Here is a 23,739-nt window from a genome sequence, read left to right on the forward strand (position 1 = left end):
GCGTTTATCGGCCTCCACGGGGATCGGAATGAGCGCTTTATCCGTCGGCGGCAAGTCGCCTCTGACGAGCGGCCAGCCCGACACTTCGCCACATCATCCGTCTATCCGGATGACGAGATACAATTGAGTATGTACGACGCCCAGCCCAGCCTCCGCCCCGATTGCTCCTCCCTGTTGCAGCGCCTGCTGTCCGAGCGCGTGCTCGTGCTCGACGGTGCAATGGGCACGATGATCCAGGGCTACAAACTCGAAGAGTCCGACTACCGCGGCACCCGCTTTGCCGACTGGCACCGCGACCTGAAGGGCAACAACGACCTGCTGGTGCTGACCCAGCCGCAGATCATCGGTGAGATCCACCGGCGCTACCTCGATGCCGGCGCCGATCTGATCGAAACCAATACGTTCAACGCGCAGACGATCTCGCTGGCCGACTACGGCATGGAGCCGCTGGCCTACGAGATGAACTTCGCTGCCGCGCAGCTGGCGCGCAGCGCGGCTGACGAGGTCACCGCGCGCGATCCAGGCAAGCCGCGTTTCGTCGCGGGTGCGCTCGGTCCGACCAACCGCACCGCGTCGATCTCACCCGACGTCAACGATCCCGGCAAGCGCAACGTCAGCTTCGAGGAGCTGGTCACGGCCTATCTTGAGCAGGCCAATGCGCTGGTCGACGGCGGTGTCGATCTGCTGCTGATCGAGACGATCTTCGACACGCTCAACGCCAAGGCTGCGATCTTTGCTTGCGAGACGCTGTTCGAGCAGCGCGGACGCCGCTGGCCGGTGGTGATCTCGGGCACGATCACCGACGCGAGCGGGCGCACGCTGTCGGGGCAGGTCACCGAGGCGTTCTGGGCGTCGGTGCGCCATGCGCGGCCGCTGGCGATCGGTCTGAACTGCGCGCTCGGCGGCAAGGACATGCGGCCCTACATCGCCGAACTGTCGCGGCTCGCGGACTGCTACGTCAGCTGCTATCCGAATGCCGGCCTGCCCAATGCATTCGGCGAATACGACGAGACGCCCGACGAAACCGCGGCGATCGTGCGCGAATTCGCCCAGGCCGGTCTGGTCAATATCGTCGGCGGCTGCTGCGGCACCTCGCCCGGCCACATTCAAGCGATGGCGCGCGAAGTCGCCGGCATCCGCCCGCGTGTGCCGACGCCGCATGACGGCATCACCAAGCTGTCGGGGCTCGAACCGCTGAACCTGTCCAGCGAGATCCGCTTCGTCAATGTCGGTGAGCGCACCAACGTGACCGGCTCGGCCAAGTTCCGTGATCTGATCAAGGCGGGCGACTACAGCGCTGCGCTGACGATCGCACGGCAGCAGGTCGAGGCCGGCGCGCAGATCATCGACGTCAACATGGACGAGGGCATGCTCGACGGCGTCGCAGCGATGGACCGATTCCTGAAGCTGATCGCATCGGAGCCCGACATCTCGCGCGTGCCGGTCATGGTCGACTCGTCGAAGTGGGAGGTCATCGAAGCGGGCCTGCGCTGCGTGCAAGGCAAGCCGATCGTCAACTCGATCTCGATGAAGGAAGGCGAGGAGAAGTTCATCCGCGAGGCGCGGCTGTGCCGCAAGTACGGCGCCGCGGTCGTGGTGATGGCTTTCGACGAAGAAGGCCAGGCCGATAACCTCGAACGGCGCAAGACGATCTGCTCGCGCGCGTACAAGATCCTGACCGAGCAGGTCGGCTTTCCGCCGGAAGACATCATCTTTGACCCGAACGTGTTCGCGGTCGCCACCGGCATCGAGGCGCACAACAACTACGGCGTCGATTTCATCGAGGCCGCGCGCTGGATCAAGCAGAATCTGCCGGGCGTGCATATCAGCGGCGGCGTGTCGAACGTGAGCTTTTCGTTCCGCGGCAACAACCCGGTGCGCGAAGCGATCCACAGCGTGTTTCTGTATCACGCGATCAATGCCGGCATGGACATGGGCATCGTCAACGCTGGCGCGCTGGTGATCTACGACCAGCTCGATCCGGATCTGCGCGAGCGCATCGAAGACGTGATCCTGAACCGGCGCGCCGACAGCACCGAGCGTTTGCTCGAGATCGCCGGCAAGTTCAAGGGCGATGGCAGCAAGCAGGAAGTCGCCGACGAAGCGTGGCGCTCGCTGCCGCTGGGCGAGCGCATCACCTATGCGCTGGTCAAGGGTATCGACGCCTTCGTCGAAGCCGATACCGAGTTGCTGCGCGCCGAGATCGCCGCGCGCGGCGGCCGGCCGATCGAAGTCATCGAAGGCCCGCTGATGGACGGCATGAACGTCGTCGGCGACCTGTTCGGCGCCGGCAAGATGTTCCTGCCGCAGGTCGTGAAGTCAGCGCGTGTGATGAAGAAGGCCGTGGCCTATCTGATTCCGTACATCGAGGCCGAGAAGCAGCCCGGTGACGTGCAGCAGGCCAAGGGCAAGATCCTGATGGCGACCGTCAAGGGCGACGTTCACGACATCGGCAAGAACATCGTCGGCGTCGTGCTCCAGTGCAACAACTACGAGGTGATCGACATCGGCGTCATGGTGCCGTACCAGAAGATCCTCGACACTGCGCGCGCCGAAAACGTCGACATCATTGGCCTGTCCGGGCTGATCACGCCGAGCCTCGACGAAATGGTCACGCTGGCCAAGGAAATGGAGCGCCAGGGTTTCGACATCCCGCTGCTGATCGGCGGCGCCACCACGTCGCGCGCGCACACCGCGGTCAAGATCGCGCCGCAGTATCACGGCCCGGTGGTCTGGGTGAAGGACGCATCGCGCTCGGTGCCGGTAGCGTCAGCGCTGCTGTCGGCCGAGCAGCGGCCGCGCTTGCTCGCCGAGATCGACGCCGATTACGCAACGATCCGCGAGCGCCACGCCAACAAGGACCGCCACGAAAAGTTCATCGCGCTGTCCGCCGCGCGCGCCAATCGCACGCCGGTAGATTGGAGCCAGACGCCGCCGTTCCGGCCGCGCATGCTGCTGCAGCAGGCGATGGACGTCTGTGCGAGCCCAGCCGGTGCCTGCGATCACGCGCACCACGATCACGCCACGCAGTTCGTCAAGACGCTGCACGACTATCCGATCGCCGAGCTGCGCGAGTACATCGACTGGCAGCCATTCTTCATCAGCTGGGAGCTCAAGGGCCGCTTCCCGGACTTGCTGAACAACCCGGCCAGCGGCGAGACCGCGCGCAAGCTCTGGGCGGATGCCAACAAGATGCTCGACGACATCATCGAGCACCGCTGGCTGCGCGCGAACGCCGTGTTCGGATTGTTTCCGGCCAATGCGGTCGACGAGGACGACATCGCGATCTACGCCGACGAAACCCGGACGCGCGAAATCGCCCGGCTGCACAACCTGCGCCAGCAAAGCGAGCATCGCCCGGGCGTACCGCATCGCTGTTTGGCCGACTACGTCGCGCCAGCGAGTACCGGCCTGCACGACTACGTCGGCGCCTTCGCGGTCACCGCCGGCCTGGGCTCGGCCGAAAAAGTCGAAGCCTTCAAGCAGGCCAACGACGACTACAACGCGATCCTGCTCGAATCGCTGGCTGACCGGCTGGCCGAAGCGTTCGCCGAGCGGCTGCACCAGCGCGTACGCAAGGAATGGTGGGGCTTTGCGCCCGACGAACACCTCGACAACGGCGCGCTGATCAACGAGCAGTACCAGGGCATTCGTCCGGCGCCGGGTTATCCGGCCTGCCCTGAGCACACCGAGAAAGACACGATCTGGAAGCTGCTCGACGTCGAGCGCAACACTGGTATCCGCCTGACCGAGAGCTACGCCATGTGGCCCGGTGCGGCCGTCAGCGGTTGGTACTTCGCCCATCCGCAGGCGCAGTACTTCATCGTCGGCCGCGTCAACAAGGAACAGGTCGCCGACTACGCCCGCCGCAAGGGCTGGACGCTGGCCGAAGCCGAGAAGTGGCTGACGCCCAACCTCGGCTACGAGCCCGAGGACTAAAAGCACATCGGCTGAACCGGGCGCCGCGGCGGTCGACCGCGCTGCCGTCCGTTAGCGCGGCGACGCGGGGGGCGACTGGTTCGTCGGGTTGCGATCGGCCCCTCACCGCCGCGCTGGTCGCCCCGCCGATGCCGCATGGCCGCCATCGGGCCTTTTGCGCTGCCCCGCGGCGGCCGAAGGCGTAGCGTAGCGATCCGCGGCGATGACCGACCACGAGCCCGAATGCGACCGGTCATCCTCGCGGGAAATTTGCCTACAAGGGGTTGCCAACAGACTGGGTCCATCACTTCTGTGTAGACCCGGAGCCGAAATTGACGATGAGTTCAGTGGGCCCACCGTACGTGCTGATGGCCGTCCTGTGCATGTCGGGGTCGGCCGTCTGGTTCCTGATGCGCAGCGATCCGGCGCAGTTGGCCTCGATGGCCCCGTCGTCGGGGTCTCGCGATGACATGGCCACGCTCGCGGTGCCCGTCGACACTGCCGACTACACGCGTCGCCAGCCGGGCCGGCCGCTGACCGCCGGCCTGATCAGCTACGCCAGCGTCGAAGATGTCAGTCTGACGCTGCGCACCGGTCGCGTGGCCGTCGAACGGCGCACGCTGGCCCGGCCGCCCGACCCGCGCTATCCGCCCCGAACGCTGGACACGCTGACGGTGGATCGCTTCCCGCTGCTGGGTACGCGCGGCCAGCTGACGCTGCAGTTCTTCAACGACCGCCTGTTCGAGATCGGCTTTCGTCCGGACGACGCCAGCGCCTGTGCCCGATCGCTGAAGGCCGCCGATTCCAAGCTTCGTCGCGACGCCAACGGCCGCGCCGAGCGCACGTCGGGCAGCCAGCGCATCGCCACCAACTGCGACCTGGCCGCCAGCGACGTCGGCCGGTCCTTGAACACCGAGCCCTACGTGCTGTGGCAGGACCTGCGTCTGGTGCGTGAGCGCGACGACTGGGATCTGCGCTTCGGTGCGATTCCGTACAGCAACAAAACGCCGAGCTGAAAACCCCGAGAAACCTCAGGGTTTGACGAACTTCAGCGTCATCCGGTCGGACTCGCCGATCGCCAGGTACTTGGCGCGGTCGACGTCGCCGAGCCGTAGCGTCGGCGGCAGCGTCCAGACGCCGCCCGGGTGGTCGCGCGTGTCTCGCGGGTTGGCGTTGATTTCTTCCCAGGCCACCCAGGTAAAGCCGGCCTCGACCGCCAACTGCACGACGTAGTCCTGGCTCATGTAGCCGCTGCGGATCATCTCCTCGCGGCTGACGTCGTCGTAGTTGCGATGCTCGACCACGCCGAGCACGCCGCCTTTCTTCAGCACGCGGAAGAACGCGGCAAACATCTCGCGTTCGGTGCCGTCGGCCAGCCAGTTATGCACGTTGCGGAACGTCAGCACCATGTCGGCGCTGTCGGGCGGTGCTGGCTGCCAGGCGTTGGGCGCGCCGATGGCCGTCAAGCGGACACGATCGAACAGCTGCGGCGTTGCCGCCAGTGCCTTCTTGTACTGGTCCAGCGTGCGCTTCTGGTACGCCGGCTGATTGGGGCTGTCAGCGAAATGCGCGGCAATGTACAGGCCGCGTGCTCGCAGGAACGGCGCCAGGATCTCGGTATACCAGCCGCCGCCGGGCCAGATCTCGATCACGGTCATGTCGTTCTCGACGCCAAAAAACTCCAGCGTCTCGAGCGGATGGCGATCGAGATCGCGCGCCCGGTTGGCGTCGCGATACGGCGCGGCGATCGCCTGCTCCAGCGTGATCGTCGGCAGCGTCTCGGGCGCTGCGGGCGGCGGCGTGACGCAGCTGCTCAGCAGCCAGCCAGCCGCTGCGGCCGCGACGACCGCGGCGCAGTGCTTGAAAGACCGCTTAGTGATGGTGGCCGCCCTCGCCGTGCACGTGGCCGTGCTCGAGTTCTTCGGCGCTGGCTTCACGCACGTCGGTGATCTCGACGTCGAAGTTCAGGTTTTCGCCGGCCAGCGGGTGGTTGCCGTCGACGGTGACGATGTCGCCGATCACGCGCGTGACGACGACACGGCTCGGGCCCTGCGGGCCGTCGGCGGTGAAGCTCATGCCCGGCTTGATGTCCTTGATGCCCTGGAACGCGCGGCGCGGCACGTCCTGCACCAGGCGCGCATCGCGCTCGCCGTAGCCTTCGGCCGGGGCCACCTTGACGCTCAGCTTGTCGCCGGCGGCCTTGCCGGCCAGTGCGTTTTCAAGGCCGGGAACAATGTTGCCGGCGCCGTGCAGATAGGCCAGCGGCGACGAACCTTCCGACGAGTCGATGACCTCGCCCGCGTCGTTTTTCAGGGTGTAATGGAACGAAACCGCACAGCGGTCGGCGATCTGCATGTCAGGGGCTCGGCTGGAATGGACTGATGGGTGCGGTGACCCGCTGCTATGGTAGCCGATCGACAACTTGTGACGGCTCTTGCAACCCTGTCGCCACGGCGCGCGTCCAAGCAACGGCGCAGGCGCCAACGTCGCCCGGGGGGAGAACGACTTTGACCAAGACAATGGCGGTTTTCGCCGATAGCTGGCCGATTGCGCGACGCAAGCGGCTGACGATGATTTGCACCTCATCATAAAATCCATTTATTTCAGCCATTTAGATGACATCGGCGACTGGCACGATGCGTGGAATGGCTGCCCGAACACGCTTTCCGTACACGACCTCGACATGACGACTTCTCTGCGCGCGCTCCCCCTCCCGAACGCAATCGGCCTGACGACGATGCTGTTGCTGGCGCTGTCCTTGGCCGGCTGCAACGGCAAGAAGGCCGAGGACGAAAAGAAGAAGGAGGAGCCGGCGATCCCGGTCGAAGTCGCGCCGGTCACCCAGGGCCGCATCGATGCGGCATATCGCGGCACGGCGACGCTGGAGGCCGAAAACGAGGCCACGGTGATGGCCAAGCAGGGCGGTGTGATCGAGCAGGTGATGGTCGAGGAGGGTGACCGCGTCCAGGCCGGCCAAGTGCTGGCGCGGCTCGAAACCGACAAGCTGCGCTTCGAACTGGCGCGCGCGCAGGCCGACGTCGACCGGCTCGAACAGGACTTCACCCGGCTCAAGTCCGTCTACCAGCGCAACCTGGTGTCGCGCGAGGCCTACGACAAGACCCAGTACGACCTGGCCGCCGCGCACGCGGCCGCCGACCTCGCCACGCTGGCGCTGAAAGAGGCACAGATCCGCGCGCCGTTCGACGGCGTGGTCAGCGCACGCTTCATCAAGCGCGGCAACCTGATCCAGGCCAACACGCAAGCGTTTCGGATCACGCAGCTCGACCGGCTGCGCGCGGCGATCTACGTGCCCGAGCGCGACATCGACAAGCTCAAGCCCGAGCACGATGTGAAGCTGACGGTCGACGCGTATCCGGATCAGGTGTTCGGCGGTGTCGTGATGCTGATCAACCCGGTCGTCGATGCCAGCTCCGGCACGGTCAAGGTCACCGTGCGGATCGACGCCAAGCAGTCGACGCTGCGGCCCGGCATGTTCGCCCGCGCCGAAATCCTGTACGACCGCCACGAACAAGCGCTGCTGGTGCCGCGCGATGCCGTGCTGGTCGAAGATGCCGCCGAGTCGGTTTATCTGGTGCATGACGGCCGCGCCCAGCGCCGGCCGATCAAGGTCGGTTATGGCGACGCCGAGCATTTCGAGGTGCTTGACGGCCTCAAGCTCGGCGACCAAGTCGTGACCACCGGGCAATCGAGCCTGAAGGACGACGCCAAGGTCGACGTCGTGCAACCGCTGAAGGCAGCGCCAGCGACGGCCGCACCGGCGACTGCGGCGCCGGCCAAGGCGAGCTGAGATGCGTCAGTCGCTCCACCACGTCGCGATCGACGGCAGCGCCGCTGCCGCGCCACGTCAGCCGCCGGCAGCCTCGATGCCGTCGTACTGCCGGATCGCACTGCGCGACGATGACCACGCTGCCGCAAGGAATCCGTAGCCATGCTCGCTTTCGTAACCCGGCGCCCGGTCGCCGTCGTGATGTTCACGCTGGCCGTGCTGCTATTCGGCATGGTGTCGCTGTCGCGACTCCCGGTGACGCTGCTGCCCAACTTGTCGTATCCAACGCTGACGGTGCGCACCGAGCTGGAAGGCGCCGCGCCAACGGAGATCGAAACGCTGCTGAGCAAGCCGATCGAAGAAGTCGTCGGCGTGATCAAGAACGTGCGCCGCGTCACCTCGACCTCACGCGCCGGTACGTCCGACGTCACGCTGGAATTCAACTGGGGCACGCGGATGGACTACGCTGTGCTCGACGTGCGCGAAAAGCTCGACACGCTCGAATTGCCCAAGGACGCCAAGCGCCCGGTGGTGCTGCGCTTCGATCCGTCGTCGGACCCGATTCTACGGATGGGCCTGGCGCTGAAAGCTCAGGACGAGACGCGCAGCGTCGTCGCCGAAGACGTCAGCCTCAAACGCCTGCGCCGCATCGCGGAAGACCTGGTGCAAAAGCCGCTGGAGGCCGTCGGCGGCGTGGCGGCGGTGAAGATATCCGGCGGCCTGGAGGACGAAGTGCAGGTGCTGGTCGACCTGCACAAGCTCGCGCAGCAGGGCCTGACGCTGGAATCGATCAGCACGCGACTCAAGGCCGAGAACGTCAATTTGTCGGGTGGTCGTGTCGAACAGGGCGCCAGCCGCTATCTGGTGCGGACGCTGAACCAGTTCCGCGATCTGGACCAGATGCGCAACGTGATCCTGGTATCGCGGCCGACGCCGGGCGGCGTGCTGCAGCCGGTGTATCTGCGCGACGTCGCCGAGGTTCGCAGCGGCTACAAGGAGCGCGAGGCGGTGATCCGCATCGGCGGCAACGAAGCCGTCGAGATCGACGTCTACAAGGAAGGCGACGGCAACACCGTCGAAACCGCGCAAGTCGTGCAGAAGCGTCTGGAGACCTTGCGCAAATCATTGCCGGCCGATGTCGAGCTCAAGCCGCTGTACGACCAGAGCGTGTTCATCGAAAGCGCGATCGACGAAGTGCGCGACGCGGCCATCATTGGCGGCGTGCTTGCCGTGCTGATCGTCTATCTGTTCTTGGGCAGCGCGTGGATCACGGCGGTGATCTCGATTTCGATCCCGGTGTCGGTGATCGCCACGTTCAACGTGATGTACGGCGCGGGCTTGTCGCTGAACATCATGTCGCTGGGCGGCATCGCGCTGGCGATCGGCCTGGTCGTCGACGATGCGATCGTCGTGCTCGAAAACATCATGCGCAAGCGCGAAGCCGGCCTTGCGCCGGCCGACGCTGCTGTCGCCGGTGCATCCGAAGTCGGTGGCGCGGTGATCGCCTCGACGTTGACCACAGTGGCCGTGTTCTTTCCGATGGTGTTCGTGCAAGGCATCGCCGGCCAGCTGTTTTCGGACCAGGCGCTGGTCGTCACCGGCGCGCTGATCTTCTCGCTGGTGGTGTCGTTCACGCTGATTCCGATGTTGGCGGCGCGCGGTGCAGACAAGACACCGCCACCCGCGGCGGCGCCGATTCGCCGCGACTCGGGTCATATGCGTCACGGTCTGTCCGCGGTGCGCTACGGGCTGTTCGAGCAGCTGCCGTACGCGATCGGCTGGGTCATCGTCCGTGTGCTGCGCGGTATCGGCTGGCTGCTGGGCTTCGTGTTCCGCCCGCTGTCGCGCGGATTCCAATCGATGTTCGACCGCTTCGAGGCGCGCTACGAGCGCGCGCTGATCTGGGCGCTGGGACATCGCACGCTGGTGCTCGGCAGCGCGGTGGCGATGCTCGCCGGCAGCGCGTGGCTGTTGACGCAGATTGGCGTTGAGCTGATTCCGCCGTTCAACCAGGGCGAACTGCGCGCCGAAATCGAGCTGCCGCCGGGCACGCCGCTGGCGCGCAGCGACGCCGCGCTGCGCGACCTGTCGCGAACGCTGCAGGCGGATACCGAAGCCGCGCCCTGGCTCGGCTCCAACTACTCGATCGCCGGCCAAGGCAATCGGCTCGACGTATCGGCCGATGAAGGCGGCGAGAACAACGGCATTCTGAATCTGAGCCTCAAGCCGGGCTTCTACGACAAGGAGTCCGATCTGATCGCCAAGCTGCAAGGTCCGCTCGAAGCGGTGCCGGGCCTGACGTATCGCTATACGCGTCCGACCTTGTTCACGCTCAAGGCGCCGCTGGAGGTCGAGATTGCCGGCTATGACCTCGACGCGCTGGTGCGCATCAGCGAGGCGATCCGCAATCAGATGCGGGCCTCGGGCTATTTCAGCGAGATCGAAACCACGCAGGCTCCTGGGCATCCCGAGATCCAGATCCAGTTCGATCAGGAGCGCGCGGCCGCGCTCGGTCTGGACACGGCCGACTTGGCCGCTCGCGTCGTCAACTCGGTGCAGGGCGATGTGGCCACGCGCTATCGCCTGAACGATCGCGAGATCGACGTGCTGGTGCGCGGCTCCGAAGGCGATCGCAGCAGCGTGGACGATGTACGGCGTCTGGTGATCAACCCCGACGCAGCGCGTCCGGTGACACTGGAAGCCGTTGCCGATGTCCGGCTGCGCAGCGGTCCGAGCGAGATTCGTCGCATCGGCCAGTCACGCGTCGTTGTTGTGTCGGCGCAGCTGGCACGCGGCGACCTGTCCGAAGCGGTGGCCGAGCTCGACCGCATCGTCGCCAGCGTGCCGATGCCGCAGAACATCGGCGCCTCGGTTACCGGGCAGAGCGAGGAGATGGAGGTGTCGTTCAAGTCGCTGCAGTTCGCGCTGGCGCTGGCGGTGTTTCTGGTTTACCTGGTGATGGCCTCGCAGTTCGAGTCGCTGGTGCACCCGTTCGTCATTCTGTTCACGATCCCGCTGGCGGCGATCGGCGCGATTCTGGCGCTGTACCTGACCGGCTCGATCATCAACGTCGTCGCATTGATCGGCATGATCATCCTGGCCGGTATCGTTGTGAAAAACGGCATCGTGTTAATCGACTTGGTCAACCGCAAGCGCGAAGAAGGCTACAGCCGCTTCGACGCGATCCTGATCGGCGGGCGCACGCGCTTGCGCCCGATCCTGATGACGACCGCGACCGCCGTGCTCGGCTTGCTACCCATCGCAATCGGCATGGGCGCGGGTGGCGAGATGCAGCGGCCGATGGCGATCACCGTGATCGGCGGGCTGACCGTGTCCACGCTGCTGACGCTGCTGGTGATTCCGGTGCTGTACACGCTGCTCGACCGCAGCCCGGATCGGGTCACCGACAGCGCACTGGCCGGTGTCGCGGCCGACGGCCATCGCGCATGAGCACGTCGACGCCGCTGATGCTGCCGCCGTGGCAACGACTGCTGCAGTTCGTGCTGTCACTGTCGACGTTCGTGATGATGTGTCTGCTGTTTCTGGATCGACCGCTGGCCGTGTGGCTAGCGGTTCATGCGGGCCATTGGGTCGAGCCGGCGCGCGCGTTCACTGACAATCTGTCGGCCCTGTTTCTGCCGTCGCTACCGCGCTGGGTGCATCCGGTCGCGTTGATCGTGACCGGCCTGCTGCTGGCATGGCAGCGCCGGATGTTGGCGGCGCGCACGCTATGGTTGATCGCGCTGGTGCTGGTGCTGACGCGTACCACGGTATCGGCGCTGAAGGCGGCCTGTGATCGCGTGCGGCCATTTGAGTACCTGAACGATCCGCGGCTCGCCGACTTCGGTGTCGCCGGACATGATTCGTTTCCGTCGGGACACGCGGGTACCTACATGGCGGTGCTGTTGCCGCTGGCACTGGTACTGCCGCAGTGGCGCCTGCCGCTGCTGCTGGTGGCCACGCTCGGCTCGCTGGCGCGCGTGATCGAGGGCGACCACTACCTCGGGGACGTCACGGCCTCGACCGTGATCGTGCTGATCCACATCGTGCTGGTGACCGCGCTGCTCGGCCGTCCGCTGGGCTTGCGCTTTTCGGAGCCGACGTCGCCATGAACCTCACTGCGCTGTCGATCAAGCGTCCGGTATCGGTTGCGATGTTCTTCGTCTGCATGACGCTGATCGGCTTGATCGCCGGTCAGCGCTTGCCGCTGGAGTCGCTGCCGGATATCGAATTCCCGTTCATGGTCGTCAATATTCCGTATCGCAATTCGACGCCCGAAGAAGTCGAGCGCCGGATCACGCGGCCGGTCGAAGAGGCGATCGCGACGCTGCCGGGCCTCAAGCAGATCGAATCGACGTCCAAAGACGACGGCGTCGAAATCGAACTGCAGTTCGACTGGGGCACGGATCTGGCGGTCAAGGGCGTTGAGGCGCGCGACAAGATCGACGCGATCCGCGAGAACCTGCCCGACGATGTCGACCGCATCCAGATCGTCAAGTTTTCGGGCTCGGACCAGCCGATGCTACAGCTGCGCATCTCGGCCGACCGCGACTTGTCGGGTGCGCACGACATGCTCGACCGCAACCTGAAGCGCCGGCTGGAACGTATCGCCGGCGTTTCCAAGGTCGAGTTGTATGGCGTCGAGGAAAAGCAGGTTCGCATCCAGCTCGCCGCCGACCGGATCGCCAGCCACGGCGTCGATATCGCGCGGCTCGGCGAGCAGTTGCAGAAAGCCAACTTCGCACTCAGCGCCGGGCAGCTGACCGATGGAAGGCTGCGCTACACGGTACGCCCCGAAGGCGAGTTCACGTCACTGGAGCAGATCGGCAACATCGTGATCGATCAAGGGGGCGTCAAGCTGCGCGACATCGCCGAGATTCGCTACACCGATCCGGAGCTGACCTACGGTCGTCATCTGAACCAGAAGTTCGCGATCGGCATCAATGTGTTCAAGGAAACCGGCGCCAACCTCGTCGAAGTCGGCGAGCGCGTCACGGCCGAAGTCGAGCAGGTCAAGACGCTGCCCGAGATGCGCGGCATCCGCTTGTTCGTGATGCAGGACTCAGCGCACGACGTCAAAAGCTCGCTCGGTGACCTGCTGGAGGCCGGCGCGATCGGCGGCCTGCTATCCCTGATCGTGCTGTGGCTGTTCCTGCGCGACATGCGCATGACGCTGATTGTCACGCTGTCGGTTCCGCTGTCGCTGTGCATGACGCTGGCCGCGATGTACTTCCTCGGCTTTACGCTGAACATCCTGACCTTGATGGGCTTGATGCTGGCCGTCGGCATGCTGGTCGACAACGCGGTCGTCGTCACCGAAAGCATCTTCACCGAACGCACGCATACCGGTGATCCGGTCAAGGCGACGCTCGATGGCGTCAACAAGGTCGGCATGGCCGTCGTCGCCGGCACGCTGAGCACGGCCATCGTGTTCCTGCCCAATCTGTTCGGCGCGCAGAACGAAATCACCGTGTTCATGAGCCAGGTCGCGCTGACGATCACGATCTCGCTGGCGGCCTCGTTGCTGGTGGCTGTGACGCTGATCCCGCAGCTGACCACGCGCATGGTGACCGGCAATGCGCATGGCGGCGCGCGCTGGCTGGTGCCGCTGACCGCGTTCTATGAGCGCACGCTGCGCTGGACGCTGCTTCACCGGGGTTGGACCAGCTTCATCATCGTCGCGGTGCTGGCTTCGGCTGCGCTGCCGCTGAAGTTCATCAAAACCGATCTGTTTCCGAGCGAAGACGGTAACCGTCTGCAGATCCGCTACAACCTCAACGGCGTCTACCGGCTCGACAAGGTTGAAGAAGCGGTCAACACGATGGAGAACTATCTGTTTGCCCACAAGGACGAGCTGGGCTTTGAGTCGGTGTACAGCTACTTCGACGTCAGCCGCGCCGAAACCACGCTGATCATGCCCGACAAGGAACTGCGCAAGCGCCGTAACGCGGAGGTCATGGAAGACATCCGCACGCACTGGCCGAAGCTGGCGATTGCGCAGCCGAGCTTCGACCAGAATCGCAGCGGCTCGGCCGAAAAGCTCGGCGTGCGTATCTTTGGCGAGTCAGCCGAGCGGCTGCGCGATGTCGCCTCGGACGTCGTCACTGTGCTGCGCCGCGTCGAGGGCCTGACCGATGTGCGCGTGATCGCCGAAGCCGAAGATCAGGAAGTGCGGATCCGGATCGATCGCGATCGTGCACGCCAGAATGGCCTGTCGAGCCAGCAGGTGGCCGACGCCGTCGCGGCCGCGATGCGCGGCACCGAGTTGCGGCCGTTCCGCACCACGACCGGCGAAGTCGACACGCTGGTCGAATTCCGCAAAGCCGACCGATCCGACTTTGATGCGATTCTGTCGATGCCGATCATCCGGCCCGACGGGCAGCGCATCACGCTGTCGTCAGTAGCGCAGATCGACGTCGGCGCAACGCCGGGCAACATCACGCGCGAAAACCGCATGGCGTCGCTGAAAGTGCAGTTCGGCACCGCCGACGGCGTGACCGCCGAAGACGCCAAAAAGAAAGTCGAAGCCGTACTCAACGATCTGCAATATCCGCCCGGCTATAGCTGGGGCTACAGCCAGGCGTTCGACGACGAGGCCGACAGCATGATGACGATGCTGATCAACATGGTGCTGGCGATCGTGCTGATCTATCTGGTGATGGCGGCGCTGTTCGAGTCCACGCTGGCGCCGACGGCGATCATCACCGGCATCTTCTTTTCATTCGTCGGCGTGTTCTGGTTCTTTTTGATCACGGCGACGACGTTCTCGTTCATGGCGATGATCGGGCTGCTGATCCTGATGGGTGTCGTGGTCAACAACGGCATCGTGCTGGTCGATCACGTCAACCAGTTGCGTGCGCTTGGCATGCCGCGCGAGCAGGCTGTCATCGTTGGATCGCGCGACCGCTTGCGGCCGATTCTGATGACGGTCGCCACCGCGACGCTGGGCATGGTGCCGCTGGCGATCGGCGATACCGCGATCGGCGGTAACGGCCCGGCGTACTACCCGATGGCGCGCGCGATCATCGGCGGCCTGGTGTTTTCGACGCTGGTCAGCCTGGGCGCGCTGCCGAGCATCTACTGCATGCTCGATGACATGCGGATCTGGGGCAGCCGCATCGTGGCGCGTGCGCGCGGTGTGTCCTTGTCGCCGCGCGACGTCCGCTAGCACCCGAGCCGACGCAAACGAATCGTCACGTTGTGGTCCCTTGAGCGCGGGCCGCTGCAATAGGAGTCTTTCGATGTCGCAAGTTTTGCCGAGTCAACCGCAGGCGCAGGGCAGCGTGTTCTGGGGATCATTCTGGATGCTGGTGCTGTCGGTGCTGCTGTTCTGGCTGCCGGGCTTGGGCAGCCTGATCGCGGGCATCGTCGGCGGCAAGATCGCCGGCAGCGTCGGACGCGCGTTTCTCGCATCAATCCTGCCGAGCTTGGTGCTGGGCGCCGCCTTGTTGCTGCTGGCGCAGTGGCTGACCGGTATCGCCTGGCTGGCCGCGCTGATCGCGCTGGGCACCGTGATGTTCGCGATCATCGGCGCCGGCACGCTGGTGGTCGGTGCCTTGATCGGTGGCCTGCTGGCCTGAGCGACTCCCGCAGCAGCGCTGCGGTCGGTTAGCCTTGGGTCTGCGCCGCGCATTGCGGTGCCCATCCCGGTGATCCGATGTTCAAGCAGCTGCTATTGATTGCGGTGGTGCTGCCGCTGGCCGGCGCCACCGGGTTTGCCGTATGGCGCACGTCGCAGATTCCGCTGCATGAAGCCGTCACCCGCAGTGCCGCGCTGATTGCCGTCGACCGCGCCGCGGTCGCCGACCGCCTCGCTGAGGCGGTGCGGTTCGCGACGGTGGCCAATGCCACTGCCGATATCAGCGCTGAGCAGCGCGCTGCGTTCAACGGCTTTCTGGACTATCTGCAGCGGCGCTTTCCGCTGACGCACCAGCGCCTGCAACTTGAGCGCGTCAACGAATTTAGCCTGCTGTACACCTGGGCCGGCTCTGACCCGCAGCAGGCGCCCGTATTGCTGGCCGCGCACATGGATGTCGTGCCGGCCGATGCTGCCGGCTGGACGTACCCGCCGTTTGACGGCGTGATCGCCGATGGCTATGTCTGGGGCCGCGGCACGCTGGACGACAAGAACAGCTTGGTTGCGATCCTCGAAGCCTGCGAGGCGCTGTTGCAGCTCGGCTACGCGCCGCAGCGCACGCTGCTGTTCGCGTTTGGACAGGATGAGGAAGTCAGCGGCCAGCGCGGCGCATCCGCCATCGCCGCGCTGCTGGCGCAACGCCAGATCAAAGCCGCGTTCACGCTCGACGAAGGCGGCGCCGTGACACGCGGCTTGGTCCCCGGCGTCGACCGACCCGTGGCCTCGGTGATGGCCGGCGAAAAAGGCTATCTGACGTTGAAGCTGTCGCTGGCCGCCGACGGCGGGCATTCGTCGACGCCCGGGCCGAGCAGCGTCGTCGGCCGGCTGGCGCATGCCGTGACGCAGCTCGAAGCGCATCCGATGCCGGCGCGGCTGATCCCGCCGGTGGACGCAATGCTGGCGCGCCTGGCGCCCGAAATGGCGTATCCGACACGGCTGGTCGTGGCCAATCGTGACTGGCTGACACCGGTGCTGCTGCAGGCGCTGTCGGGCTCGCGGACGACCAATGCGCTGGTGCGCACGACCACGGCGGTGACGATGTTCAACGCCGGGGTCAAGGACAACGTGCTGCCCAACCGCGGCGAAGTGCTGGTCAACTTCCGTCTGCTGCCCGGCGACAGCATCGCCGACGTGCTGCGCCACGTACGCGAGGTGATCGCCGACGACGACATCGCGATCGCACCGGTCGATGCGTTCAATCACGATGCCCCGGCCGCCTCCGACGCCGGTGCGCCCGCGTTCGGACTGATCGAGCGCGCGATCAACGAGGTGTTCCCCGAAGCGCTGGTCACCAGTGGCGTCGTGCTCGGCGCAACCGACAACCGCTATTACGCCGGCGTGCGCGAGCAGGGCTACGGCTTTTCGCCGATGCCGTACACGCAAGACGACGCCACGCGCATTCATGGCATCGACGAGCGCATTGCCGTCGACGATTACCTGAAGATGATCCAGTTTTACGCCCAGCTGATGCGCGAGGCGGGCGCGGCGCCCGCCACAGCGCCGTGACCGCGACGCTGCGACTGGCGCTCAAGGTATCGGCCAAAGCCTCTCGCAGCGCGGTCACCGGCTGGCGCGGCGATGTCCTCAAAGTGTCGGTGACGGCTGCGCCCGAGCGCGGCAAGGCCAATGCGGCAGTGCTCGACGTGTTAGCCGAGGCGCTGGCCGTGCCGCGCAGCGCGGTGCGGCTGTTGCGCGGCGGCACCACGCCGGACAAATGGGTCGAGATCGACGGACTGGCCGACGTCGACGAACTGCGGCGTCGCATCGGCTGAGGGAAATCCCCCGGCGCGGCGGCGACGCCCATTGGCTAGACTCGGCCGGTCCTGCGCCGCGTCCTCGCGGCGTTCTCATTTGGAGCGTCCCCAAACATGACCAGCGCCAGCGTCGCGGCCCCTGCGCGATCCGACAAGATGCCGTCCGGCATCCCGTTCATCATCGTCAACGAGTTCGCGGAGCGCTTCTGCTTCTACGGCATCAACGCGATCCTGGTGCAGTACATGATCCAGTTCCTGCACTTCGGCGACGCCAAGGCGCAGGGCTGGCAGGCGATGTTCAAGAGCGCGGCCTACTTGTTCCCGCTGCTCGGTGCGATGGTCTCGGACATCTTCCTGGCCAAGTTCCGCACGATCATCTACTTCTCGATCGTCTACGTGATCGGCTGCACGACGCTGGCGCTAGGCAGCACGCCGACGATGCTGGTCGTCGGCATGTTCCTGATGGCCTTCGGCACCGGCGGCATCAAGCCTTGCGTGTCGACCAATGTCGGTGACCAGTTCACGTCCGCCAATGCGCATTTGATCGAGCGCGCGTTCTCGTACTTCTATCTGTCGATCAATCTCGGCTCGTCGATCTCGATCTACTTCTGCCCGCAGCTGCTCAGCGACCCGGACTACGGCCCGCGCTTCGCATTCGGCATGCCGGCCTTGATGATGGCGCTGGCGACGCTGGTGTTCTGGCTCGGTCGCAAGCGCTTTGCGATTGTGCCGGCCGCGATGACCAACCCCGGCTGGGCGCCGCTGGGTTTCATCGCGTTTTTCCTGGCGTTGCTGGCGATTTCGGCGGCGATCTTCCTGGCGACCAACTTCCTGTTCGCGCTGCTGATGATGCTGGCGATGCTGGCCGCGTCGGCCGCGATCTGCATGAACACGCCGCTCGGCAAGGCCTTGCCGAGCGAGCTGCTCGCCTGGCTGCAGCGCTCGTTCACCGGCGAGCACTTGAGCATCGTCCTGCGTCTGTCGGTGCTGTTCTTGTTCGTTGCGTTCTTCTGGGCGCTGTGGGATCAGAGCAATGGCAACAGCTGGACCGTACAAGCCCAGTCCGGCCTGATGGACAAGCATCTGTTCGGCTTTCTCGGCGGCGTCTTCCCGGCGCTGGCGACCTACGAGATGCTGCCGGCGCAGCTGCAGGTCGTGAACGGCCTGTACATCATCGTGATGATTCCGATCTTCAGCTTCGGTATCTATCCGCTGCTCGGCAAGTTCTTCGCCGTGACGCCGCTGCGCAAGATCGGCATGGGCTTTTTCATCACCGCCTCGTCGTTCGTCGTCGTCGCCTGGATCGAGCAGCGCATCCAGAGCGGCCACGTGGTCAGCCTGTGGTGGCAGATCAGCGCCTACGGCGTGCTGACCGCAGCTGAAGTGCTGGTGTCGATCACTTGCCTGGAATACGCGTACAAGCAGGCGCCGCCGGTGATGAAGAGCACGATCATGAGCCTGTTCCTAGTCTCGACCAGCCTGGGCAATGCACTGACGGCGACCGTCAACGCGCTGATGGTCGAGCCGCTGCAGGCCTCGTCGGTCGAAACCGGCGCGCAGACCTGGGCGACGATGAGCGCGGTCGACGACTTCGTCACCGGCCAGAAGATCGACTTTGCCGGCGACAACGGCGTGACGATCACCGACGTCGACGGCACCGCTGCGCCGCTGGCCGGCACCTTCCTGATCGGTGAGATCGACGCCGCCGGCAAGCGCATCCGCCTGCTCGACAAGGTCGAGCGCCGCGACGTCGTCAGCAGCGGTGCGTTCGCTGCCGACAAGGCCGACGTGTCGACCTACGCGCTGGTCGGCCCGGTGTACTTCCTGTTCTTCGCGGCACTGATGGGCGGCATGGCCGTACTGTTCATCTTCTTCGCCGTCAGCATCAAGGAGCGCACCTTCGTCCGCGACGACGCTTGAGCCAGCGGTCCGGGGCGCGGCGGGCGGGCTAAACTAGCGCGTGCCTGCCGGGTAGTCCGCCGTGTCCGAGTCCGCTGTCGAAGTCCCCGTCCGTTTCGCGCCCGCTGGCGGCAGCCGCGCGCCGCGGCTGTCTCACGAGTCCAACAAGCTGGCCAAGCGCCTGCGCCGCAACGTCGGCCAGGCGATCCAGGACTACAACATGATCGTCGACGGCGATCGTGTGATGGTCTGTCTGTCCGGCGGCAAGGACAGCTACACGATGCTCGACCTGCTGCTGCAACTGCAGGCCAAGGCGCCGGTGCGGTTCTCGATCACAGCGGTCAATCTCGACCAGAAGCAGCCCGACTTCCCCGAACACGTGCTGCCCGACTATCTGCGCAGTCGTGGCGTCGACTTCCATATCCTCGAGCAGGACACCTATTCGGTGGTCAAGCGCGTCGTGCCCGAAGGCAAGACGATGTGCTCGCTGTGTTCGCGGCTGCGTCGTGGCGCGCTGTACAGCTACGCCCACGACCACGGCTATACCAAGATCGCGCTCGGTCATCATCGCGACGACATCCTGGCCACGTTCTTCCTGAACCTGTTCTTCGGCGGCTCGCTGAAGGCCATGCCGCCGAAGCTGCAGTCCGACGATGGCCGCAATATCGTGATCCGGCCACTGGCGTACTGCCGTGAAAGCGACATCGCCGAGTACGCGCGGCAGCGCGCGTTTCCGATCATTCCGTGCAACTTGTGCGGCTCTCAGGAGCAACTGCAGCGCAAGCAGGTGCGCCGGATGATGGAAGCCTGGGAAGCCGAGCATCCCGGCCGCAGCGAGATCATTTTCAGGGCGCTGAGCAATGTCGCGCCGTCACAGTTGGCCGACCGCAATTTGTTCGACTTCGCCAGCTTGGGCGGCGACCGTCCGCTCGCTGAGGGCCAGGGCGACTGGCTGATGCCCGACGCCGATGCTGCGGCTCGCTGACGCCGGCACGGCGCGCGCGATCGTCGCGGGTCTGTTGCTGCTGTCGTCGCTGGGCGTCGACGCCGGCGACACTGCAGCCGCCCGAACCGCGGCGCCACAAGACACCGTCACCGCGCCGGGCGCGGCGTTATCGGCCGAAGCGGCCGCCGCGACGCCGTTTTCCTGGACCGTCCAGCGCACCCCCGACCTTGCGGCTGCCGAGCAGGACGCCACGCGGGCGCCGGTGGTGCACCAGCTGGTGGGCTCGGTCCATCTGCTGCCGTCATCGGCGTATCCGCTGCCACCGGGTCTGGATCAGGCCTACGCGCGCACCAGCGCGCTGGTGCTGGAGACCGATCTGGCCGCATTGCAGGAGCCGGCGTTCCAGCAGCAGTTCCTGCAGCGCGCACAGGCGCCGGGCGGCTTGCGCGCCATCGTCGAGCCGGCGCTGTATCAGCGGCTTCAGCAGCGCACCGCCGCGCTGGCCTTGCCCGACGGCTACTGCGATGCATTCCGCGCCTGGTTCTGCGCGCTGTCGCTGGAACTGTTCGAGCTGCAGCAGGCCGGCGTCGACGGTGATTTCGGCCTGGACCAACACTACTTTCAGCGTGCGCTACGCGATCAGCGCAGCGTGCGCTGGCTCGAAGAACCGGGTCAGCAACTGGCGCTGTTCACGACGATGAGCGATGTCCAGTCGCAGCAGTTTCTGGCGGCCACGCTGCAGGGCTTGGGCGAGGACGGCGCCGATCCGAACGAGCTGCTGCGGCAGTGGCGCCTCAACGATCAGCCGGCGATGGCCCGCAACGTCGTGGATCTGAAGCGCCGCTATCCGGATGTGTACGACCGGCTGCTCGCCGCGCGTAATCGGGCGTGGCTGGCGCGGCTGGACGCGATGCTTGGCGAATCACGGCCGTTGCTGATCGTTGTGGGCGCTGCGCATCTGGTCGGGCCTGACAGCGTTCCGGCGCTGCTGGCGGCCCAGGGCTGGATCGTGACGCCGCAGCGCTGAATCAGCCGCGCGCTCAGCTCTTTTCGGCGGGCAGCGCGGCGCCTGGCTCGACCTTGGGCGAGGCCCAGACCGATGCCAAGATGCCGACTTCGTACAGCAGGTAGCTGGGGATCGCGAGCAGCAGCTGCGACAGCACATCGGGCGGCGTCAGCACGGCGGCGACGACGAAGGCGCCGACCAGCACGTACTGGCGGTGTTCGCGCAGCTGCGCCGGCGTGACGAAGCCGGTGCGCACCAGCAGCACGATCGCCACCGGGGTTTCGAACGTGACGCCGAAGGCCAGGAAGATCGCGAGCACGAAATCCAGGTACTTGTTGATGTCGGTCATCACCGCGACGCCCGTGGGCGCGATGCCGACCATGAAGTGAAACACCGTCGGCAGCACCAGGAAGTACGCGAACGCGATGCCGGCATAGAACAGCCCGGTGCTCGACACCAGCAACGGCATCACGAAGCGCTGCTCGTTCTTGTACAAGCCGGGCGCGACGAAGGCCCAGACCTGGTACAGCGTCCACGGCATCGACAGCGCCGCGGCCAGGATGCCGGCCAGCTTCAGCGGCGCAAAAAACGGCGATGCGACTTCGGTGGCGATCATCGTCGCTCCCTCCGGCAGCAGGGCCAGCAGCGGCTTTGCGACGAAGGCGTAGATTTCCTTGCCGAAGTAGGCCAGCGGTGCAAACACGACCGCAATGCCGATCAGGATGCGCACCAGCCGCGTGCGCAGTTCCAGCAAGTGGGCGATCAGCGGCAGCTCGCCGTCGGAGGCCGCGTTGGGCGTGTTGCTCACGGGTACTGCGCCTCGGGCGGTGGCGCCGGGCGCGGCTTGGGCGGCTCGGCAGCCGGCGCGGGCGTCACCTCAGTGGGCGTGGGCGCGGCAGCGGGCGCGTCGGCCGTGGCGGTCGGCGCGGGTGGGATCGCGGTGGCCGCGTCGATCGCGTCGGCTTCGCTGGCCGCGGCGTTGGCAGCGGCCGTGATGTCGGCGCGCGTGGTGGCCGGCGTGATCCGGTCCTTGACGTCGCTGGTCAGCGAGCGGGCCGATTCTTCGATCGCGGACTTGGATTCACGCAGCGCTTGCTGCGCTTCCTGGAACTGGCGCTTGATGTCAGCGACGCTGGTCTCGCGTTCCAGTTCGTTGCTCAGATTGCGCATGTAGGCGCGCGCCTGGCCGCTCCAGCGACCGACCGTGCGCGCCACCTTGGGCAGCCGCTCCGGGCCGAGCACGACCAGCGCGACGACGAAGCACAGCGCCAGTTCGGAGAAGCTGATGTCGAACATGCGACCGAATCCGGCGGCGGATCAGACTTTGTCTTTTTCCGACTGCGTGCTGCTCTGATGCTGGTCGGCGCGCTGCTGGATCAGCTCGGCGCTGTGGCGCTCGGCTTCGGCTTCGCCTTCCTTCATCGACGACTTGAAGTTCTTGATCGCGCCGCCCAAGTCGCCGCCCATGTTGCGCAGCTTCTTGGTGCCAAACACCAGCACGACGATGGCCAGCACGATCAGCCAGTGCCAGATGCTGAATGAACCCATGATGTCTGCTCCTGTGGTCGGTGTGCCCGGGCGGCGAGTCTAACGCGATGTCCGGACCGCCAAGCTACTCTTTGGTTGGGGTGCCGCGCGAAGCCTTTTCGGCCAGCCCGGATTGGGTGCTGCGACGCGTCAGTTCGTCGGCGATCTGCTGCGGTGCGATATTGCGCTGCGCCATCAGCACCAGCGTGTGATACCAGAGATCGGCCAACTCATAGACCAGCGCCGTGTCACTTTCGTTCTTGGCGGCGATCAGCGTCTCGGCGGCTTCTTCGCCGAGCTTCTTGAGAATCGTGTCCAAGCCTTTGGCGTACAGCGATGCCGCGTAGGACGAGCCGGGATCGGCCGTCTTGCGCTGTTGAAGCAGCGTGTACAGCGAATCGATCACGGACGAAAAATCAGGCGCGGTGGTCATGGCTGATGATGCCACGCTCAGATGACGGCGCTGCGAATCTCGTTCTGGCGCACGCGCACGCCGCGGCTCGCCAGATAGGTTTTGGCGTCCTGCACGCTGTATGTGCCGGAGTGGAAGATGCTCGCGGCCAGCACCGCATCGGCGCCGCCGCGGTCGAACCCTTCGTACAGATGTTCGAGATTGCCCACACCGCCGGAGGCGATCACCGGCACCGTGACCACCGAGCTGATCGCCTTGAGCACGTCCAGGTCGTAGCCTTCCTTGGTGCCGTCGCGGTCCATGCTGGTCAGCAGGATTTCGCCGGCGCCCTTTTCGACCATCTTCACGGCCCATTCGACGGCGTCGATGCCGGTGGCCTTGCGGCCGCCGTGGGTGAAGACTTCCCAGCGTGGTGGTTCTTTCTTTTTGCTGACGCGCTTGCAGTCGATCGCCACGACGATGCACTGCACGCCGTAGCGTTCGGCCGCTTCGGTGACGAAGTCCGGCTTGTGCACGGCGGCGGTGTTGATCGACACCTTGTCGGCCCCGGCCTTCAGCAGTGCGCGCACGTCGGCGCTGGTGCGCACGCCGCCGCCGACCGTCAGCGGAATGTAGATTTCGCGAGCAACGGCTTCGACCGTGGCGAACAGCGTTGGGCGCTCCTCGCTGCTGGCGGTGATGTCGAGGAACACCAGTTCGTCGGCACCCTGCAGGTCGTAGCGGCGCGCCACTTCGACCGGGTCACCTGCGTCGCGGATTTCAGCGAACTTGATGCCCTTGACGACGCGGCCGCGGTCGATGTCCAGGCACGGAATGATGCGTTTGGCCAACATGATTTTTGCAGCCTTTGCGAA

At 65.6% G+C, this 23,739-nt stretch carries 20 protein-coding genes; 13 read left to right on the forward strand and 7 right to left on the reverse strand.

The window, feature by feature from the left end:
• Positions 1 to 129: 129 nt before the first annotated feature.
• Positions 130 to 3,939 (forward strand): methionine synthase, encoded by a 3,810-nt coding sequence (metH, locus tag BUB09_RS04590; RefSeq protein WP_072894768.1) that lies wholly within the window; start codon positions 130 to 132, stop codon positions 3,937 to 3,939.
• A 317-nt stretch (positions 3,940 to 4,256) separates the two neighbouring features.
• A complete protein-coding gene (locus BUB09_RS04595; RefSeq protein ID WP_139250118.1) occupies positions 4,257 to 4,934 on the forward strand; it encodes a hypothetical protein in 678 nt (225 codons plus the stop codon).
• A 15-nt stretch (positions 4,935 to 4,949) separates the two neighbouring features.
• Here BUB09_RS04595 and BUB09_RS04600 read toward each other — a convergent pair whose 3' ends face one another.
• Entirely contained in the window at positions 4,950 to 5,798 is an 849-nt protein-coding gene (locus BUB09_RS04600; RefSeq protein ID WP_084083203.1) for a class I SAM-dependent methyltransferase, read from the reverse strand.
• The gene (locus tag BUB09_RS04605; RefSeq protein WP_072894771.1) at positions 5,791 to 6,273 is read right to left on the reverse strand and encodes an FKBP-type peptidyl-prolyl cis-trans isomerase; all 483 of its coding nucleotides are present in this window, start codon (positions 6,271 to 6,273) and stop codon (positions 5,791 to 5,793) included. Before BUB09_RS04605 ends, BUB09_RS04600 begins: the two co-directional genes overlap by 8 nt.
• Positions 6,274 to 6,601: 328 nt before the next feature.
• On the opposite strand from BUB09_RS04605, the gene BUB09_RS04610 reads away from it, so the two are divergent.
• The 11 genes from BUB09_RS04610 (at position 6,602) to BUB09_RS04655 (ending at position 20,967) form a co-directional block, all read left to right on the forward strand.
• A complete protein-coding gene (locus tag BUB09_RS04610; protein WP_072894773.1) occupies positions 6,602 to 7,726 on the forward strand; it encodes an efflux RND transporter periplasmic adaptor subunit in 1,125 nt (374 codons plus the stop codon).
• Between the two features lies 1 nt (position 7,727).
• Entirely contained in the window at positions 7,728 to 7,865 is a 138-nt protein-coding gene (locus BUB09_RS17125; RefSeq protein WP_175550107.1) for a hypothetical protein, read from the forward strand.
• Positions 7,866 to 7,867: 2 nt separating this feature from the next.
• A complete protein-coding gene (locus tag BUB09_RS04615) occupies positions 7,868 to 11,155 on the forward strand; it encodes an efflux RND transporter permease subunit (protein ID WP_072894775.1) in 3,288 nt (1,095 codons plus the stop codon).
• Positions 11,152 to 11,817, forward strand: coding sequence for a phosphatase PAP2 family protein (locus tag BUB09_RS04620; protein WP_072894778.1), 666 nt, complete (start codon positions 11,152 to 11,154; stop codon positions 11,815 to 11,817). The genes BUB09_RS04615 and BUB09_RS04620 overlap by 4 nt, the downstream gene beginning before the upstream one ends.
• On the forward strand, positions 11,814 to 14,873 hold the full coding sequence (locus BUB09_RS04625; RefSeq protein ID WP_072894780.1) for an efflux RND transporter permease subunit: 3,060 nt from the start codon (positions 11,814 to 11,816) through the stop codon (positions 14,871 to 14,873). Before BUB09_RS04620 ends, BUB09_RS04625 begins: the two co-directional genes overlap by 4 nt.
• A gap of 73 nt (positions 14,874 to 14,946) precedes the next feature.
• Positions 14,947 to 15,285 (forward strand): hypothetical protein, encoded by a 339-nt coding sequence (locus BUB09_RS04630; RefSeq protein WP_072894782.1) that lies wholly within the window; start codon positions 14,947 to 14,949, stop codon positions 15,283 to 15,285.
• Between the two features lie 77 nt (positions 15,286 to 15,362).
• On the forward strand, positions 15,363 to 16,847 hold the full coding sequence (locus BUB09_RS04635; protein ID WP_072894784.1) for a M20 family peptidase: 1,485 nt from the start codon (positions 15,363 to 15,365) through the stop codon (positions 16,845 to 16,847).
• Complete coding sequence (locus BUB09_RS04640) at positions 16,844 to 17,113, forward strand: DUF167 domain-containing protein (RefSeq protein WP_084083163.1); 270 nt, start codon at positions 16,844 to 16,846, stop codon at positions 17,111 to 17,113. The genes BUB09_RS04635 and BUB09_RS04640 overlap by 4 nt, the downstream gene beginning before the upstream one ends.
• A 96-nt stretch (positions 17,114 to 17,209) precedes the next feature.
• Positions 17,210 to 19,015: a POT-type proton-dependent oligopeptide transporter gene (locus tag BUB09_RS04645; RefSeq protein ID WP_072894786.1), complete on the forward strand. Its 1,806-nt coding sequence runs from the start codon at positions 17,210 to 17,212 to the stop codon at positions 19,013 to 19,015.
• 61 nt (positions 19,016 to 19,076) lie between these two features.
• Positions 19,077 to 19,979 carry a tRNA 2-thiocytidine(32) synthetase TtcA gene (gene ttcA, locus BUB09_RS04650; RefSeq protein WP_084083164.1) on the forward strand — a complete coding sequence of 301 codons (903 nt, stop codon included), beginning with the start codon at positions 19,077 to 19,079 and terminating at the stop codon, positions 19,977 to 19,979.
• Positions 19,963 to 20,967, forward strand: coding sequence for a TraB/GumN family protein (locus BUB09_RS04655; protein WP_072894788.1), 1,005 nt, complete (start codon positions 19,963 to 19,965; stop codon positions 20,965 to 20,967). The genes ttcA and BUB09_RS04655 overlap by 17 nt, the downstream gene beginning before the upstream one ends.
• Before the next feature lie 13 nt (positions 20,968 to 20,980).
• Here the strand turns inward: BUB09_RS04655 and tatC are convergent, their stop codons facing one another.
• From tatC to hisF, 5 genes are all read right to left on the reverse strand, one after another.
• Entirely contained in the window at positions 20,981 to 21,754 is a 774-nt protein-coding gene (gene tatC, locus BUB09_RS04660; RefSeq protein WP_072894791.1) for a twin-arginine translocase subunit TatC, read from the reverse strand.
• Positions 21,751 to 22,242 (reverse strand): Sec-independent protein translocase protein TatB, encoded by a 492-nt coding sequence (gene tatB / locus BUB09_RS04665; RefSeq protein WP_072894794.1) that lies wholly within the window; start codon positions 22,240 to 22,242, stop codon positions 21,751 to 21,753. The genes tatC and tatB overlap by 4 nt, the downstream gene beginning before the upstream one ends.
• 21 nt (positions 22,243 to 22,263) lie before the next feature.
• Positions 22,264 to 22,494: a Sec-independent protein translocase subunit TatA gene (tatA, locus tag BUB09_RS04670; RefSeq protein ID WP_072894797.1), complete on the reverse strand. Its 231-nt coding sequence runs from the start codon at positions 22,492 to 22,494 to the stop codon at positions 22,264 to 22,266.
• A gap of 64 nt (positions 22,495 to 22,558) precedes the next feature.
• A complete protein-coding gene (locus BUB09_RS04675) occupies positions 22,559 to 22,906 on the reverse strand; it encodes a phosphoribosyl-ATP diphosphatase (RefSeq protein ID WP_072894799.1) in 348 nt (115 codons plus the stop codon).
• Positions 22,907 to 22,923: 17 nt separating this feature from the next.
• Positions 22,924 to 23,721 carry an imidazole glycerol phosphate synthase subunit HisF gene (hisF, locus tag BUB09_RS04680; RefSeq protein WP_072894802.1) on the reverse strand — a complete coding sequence of 266 codons (798 nt, stop codon included), beginning with the start codon at positions 23,719 to 23,721 and terminating at the stop codon, positions 22,924 to 22,926.
• Between the last annotated feature and the right edge of the window lie 18 nt (positions 23,722 to 23,739).

The organism is Hydrocarboniphaga daqingensis (assembly GCF_900129825.1).
Classification (GTDB): Bacteria; Pseudomonadota; Gammaproteobacteria; order Nevskiales; family Nevskiaceae; genus Hydrocarboniphaga; species Hydrocarboniphaga daqingensis.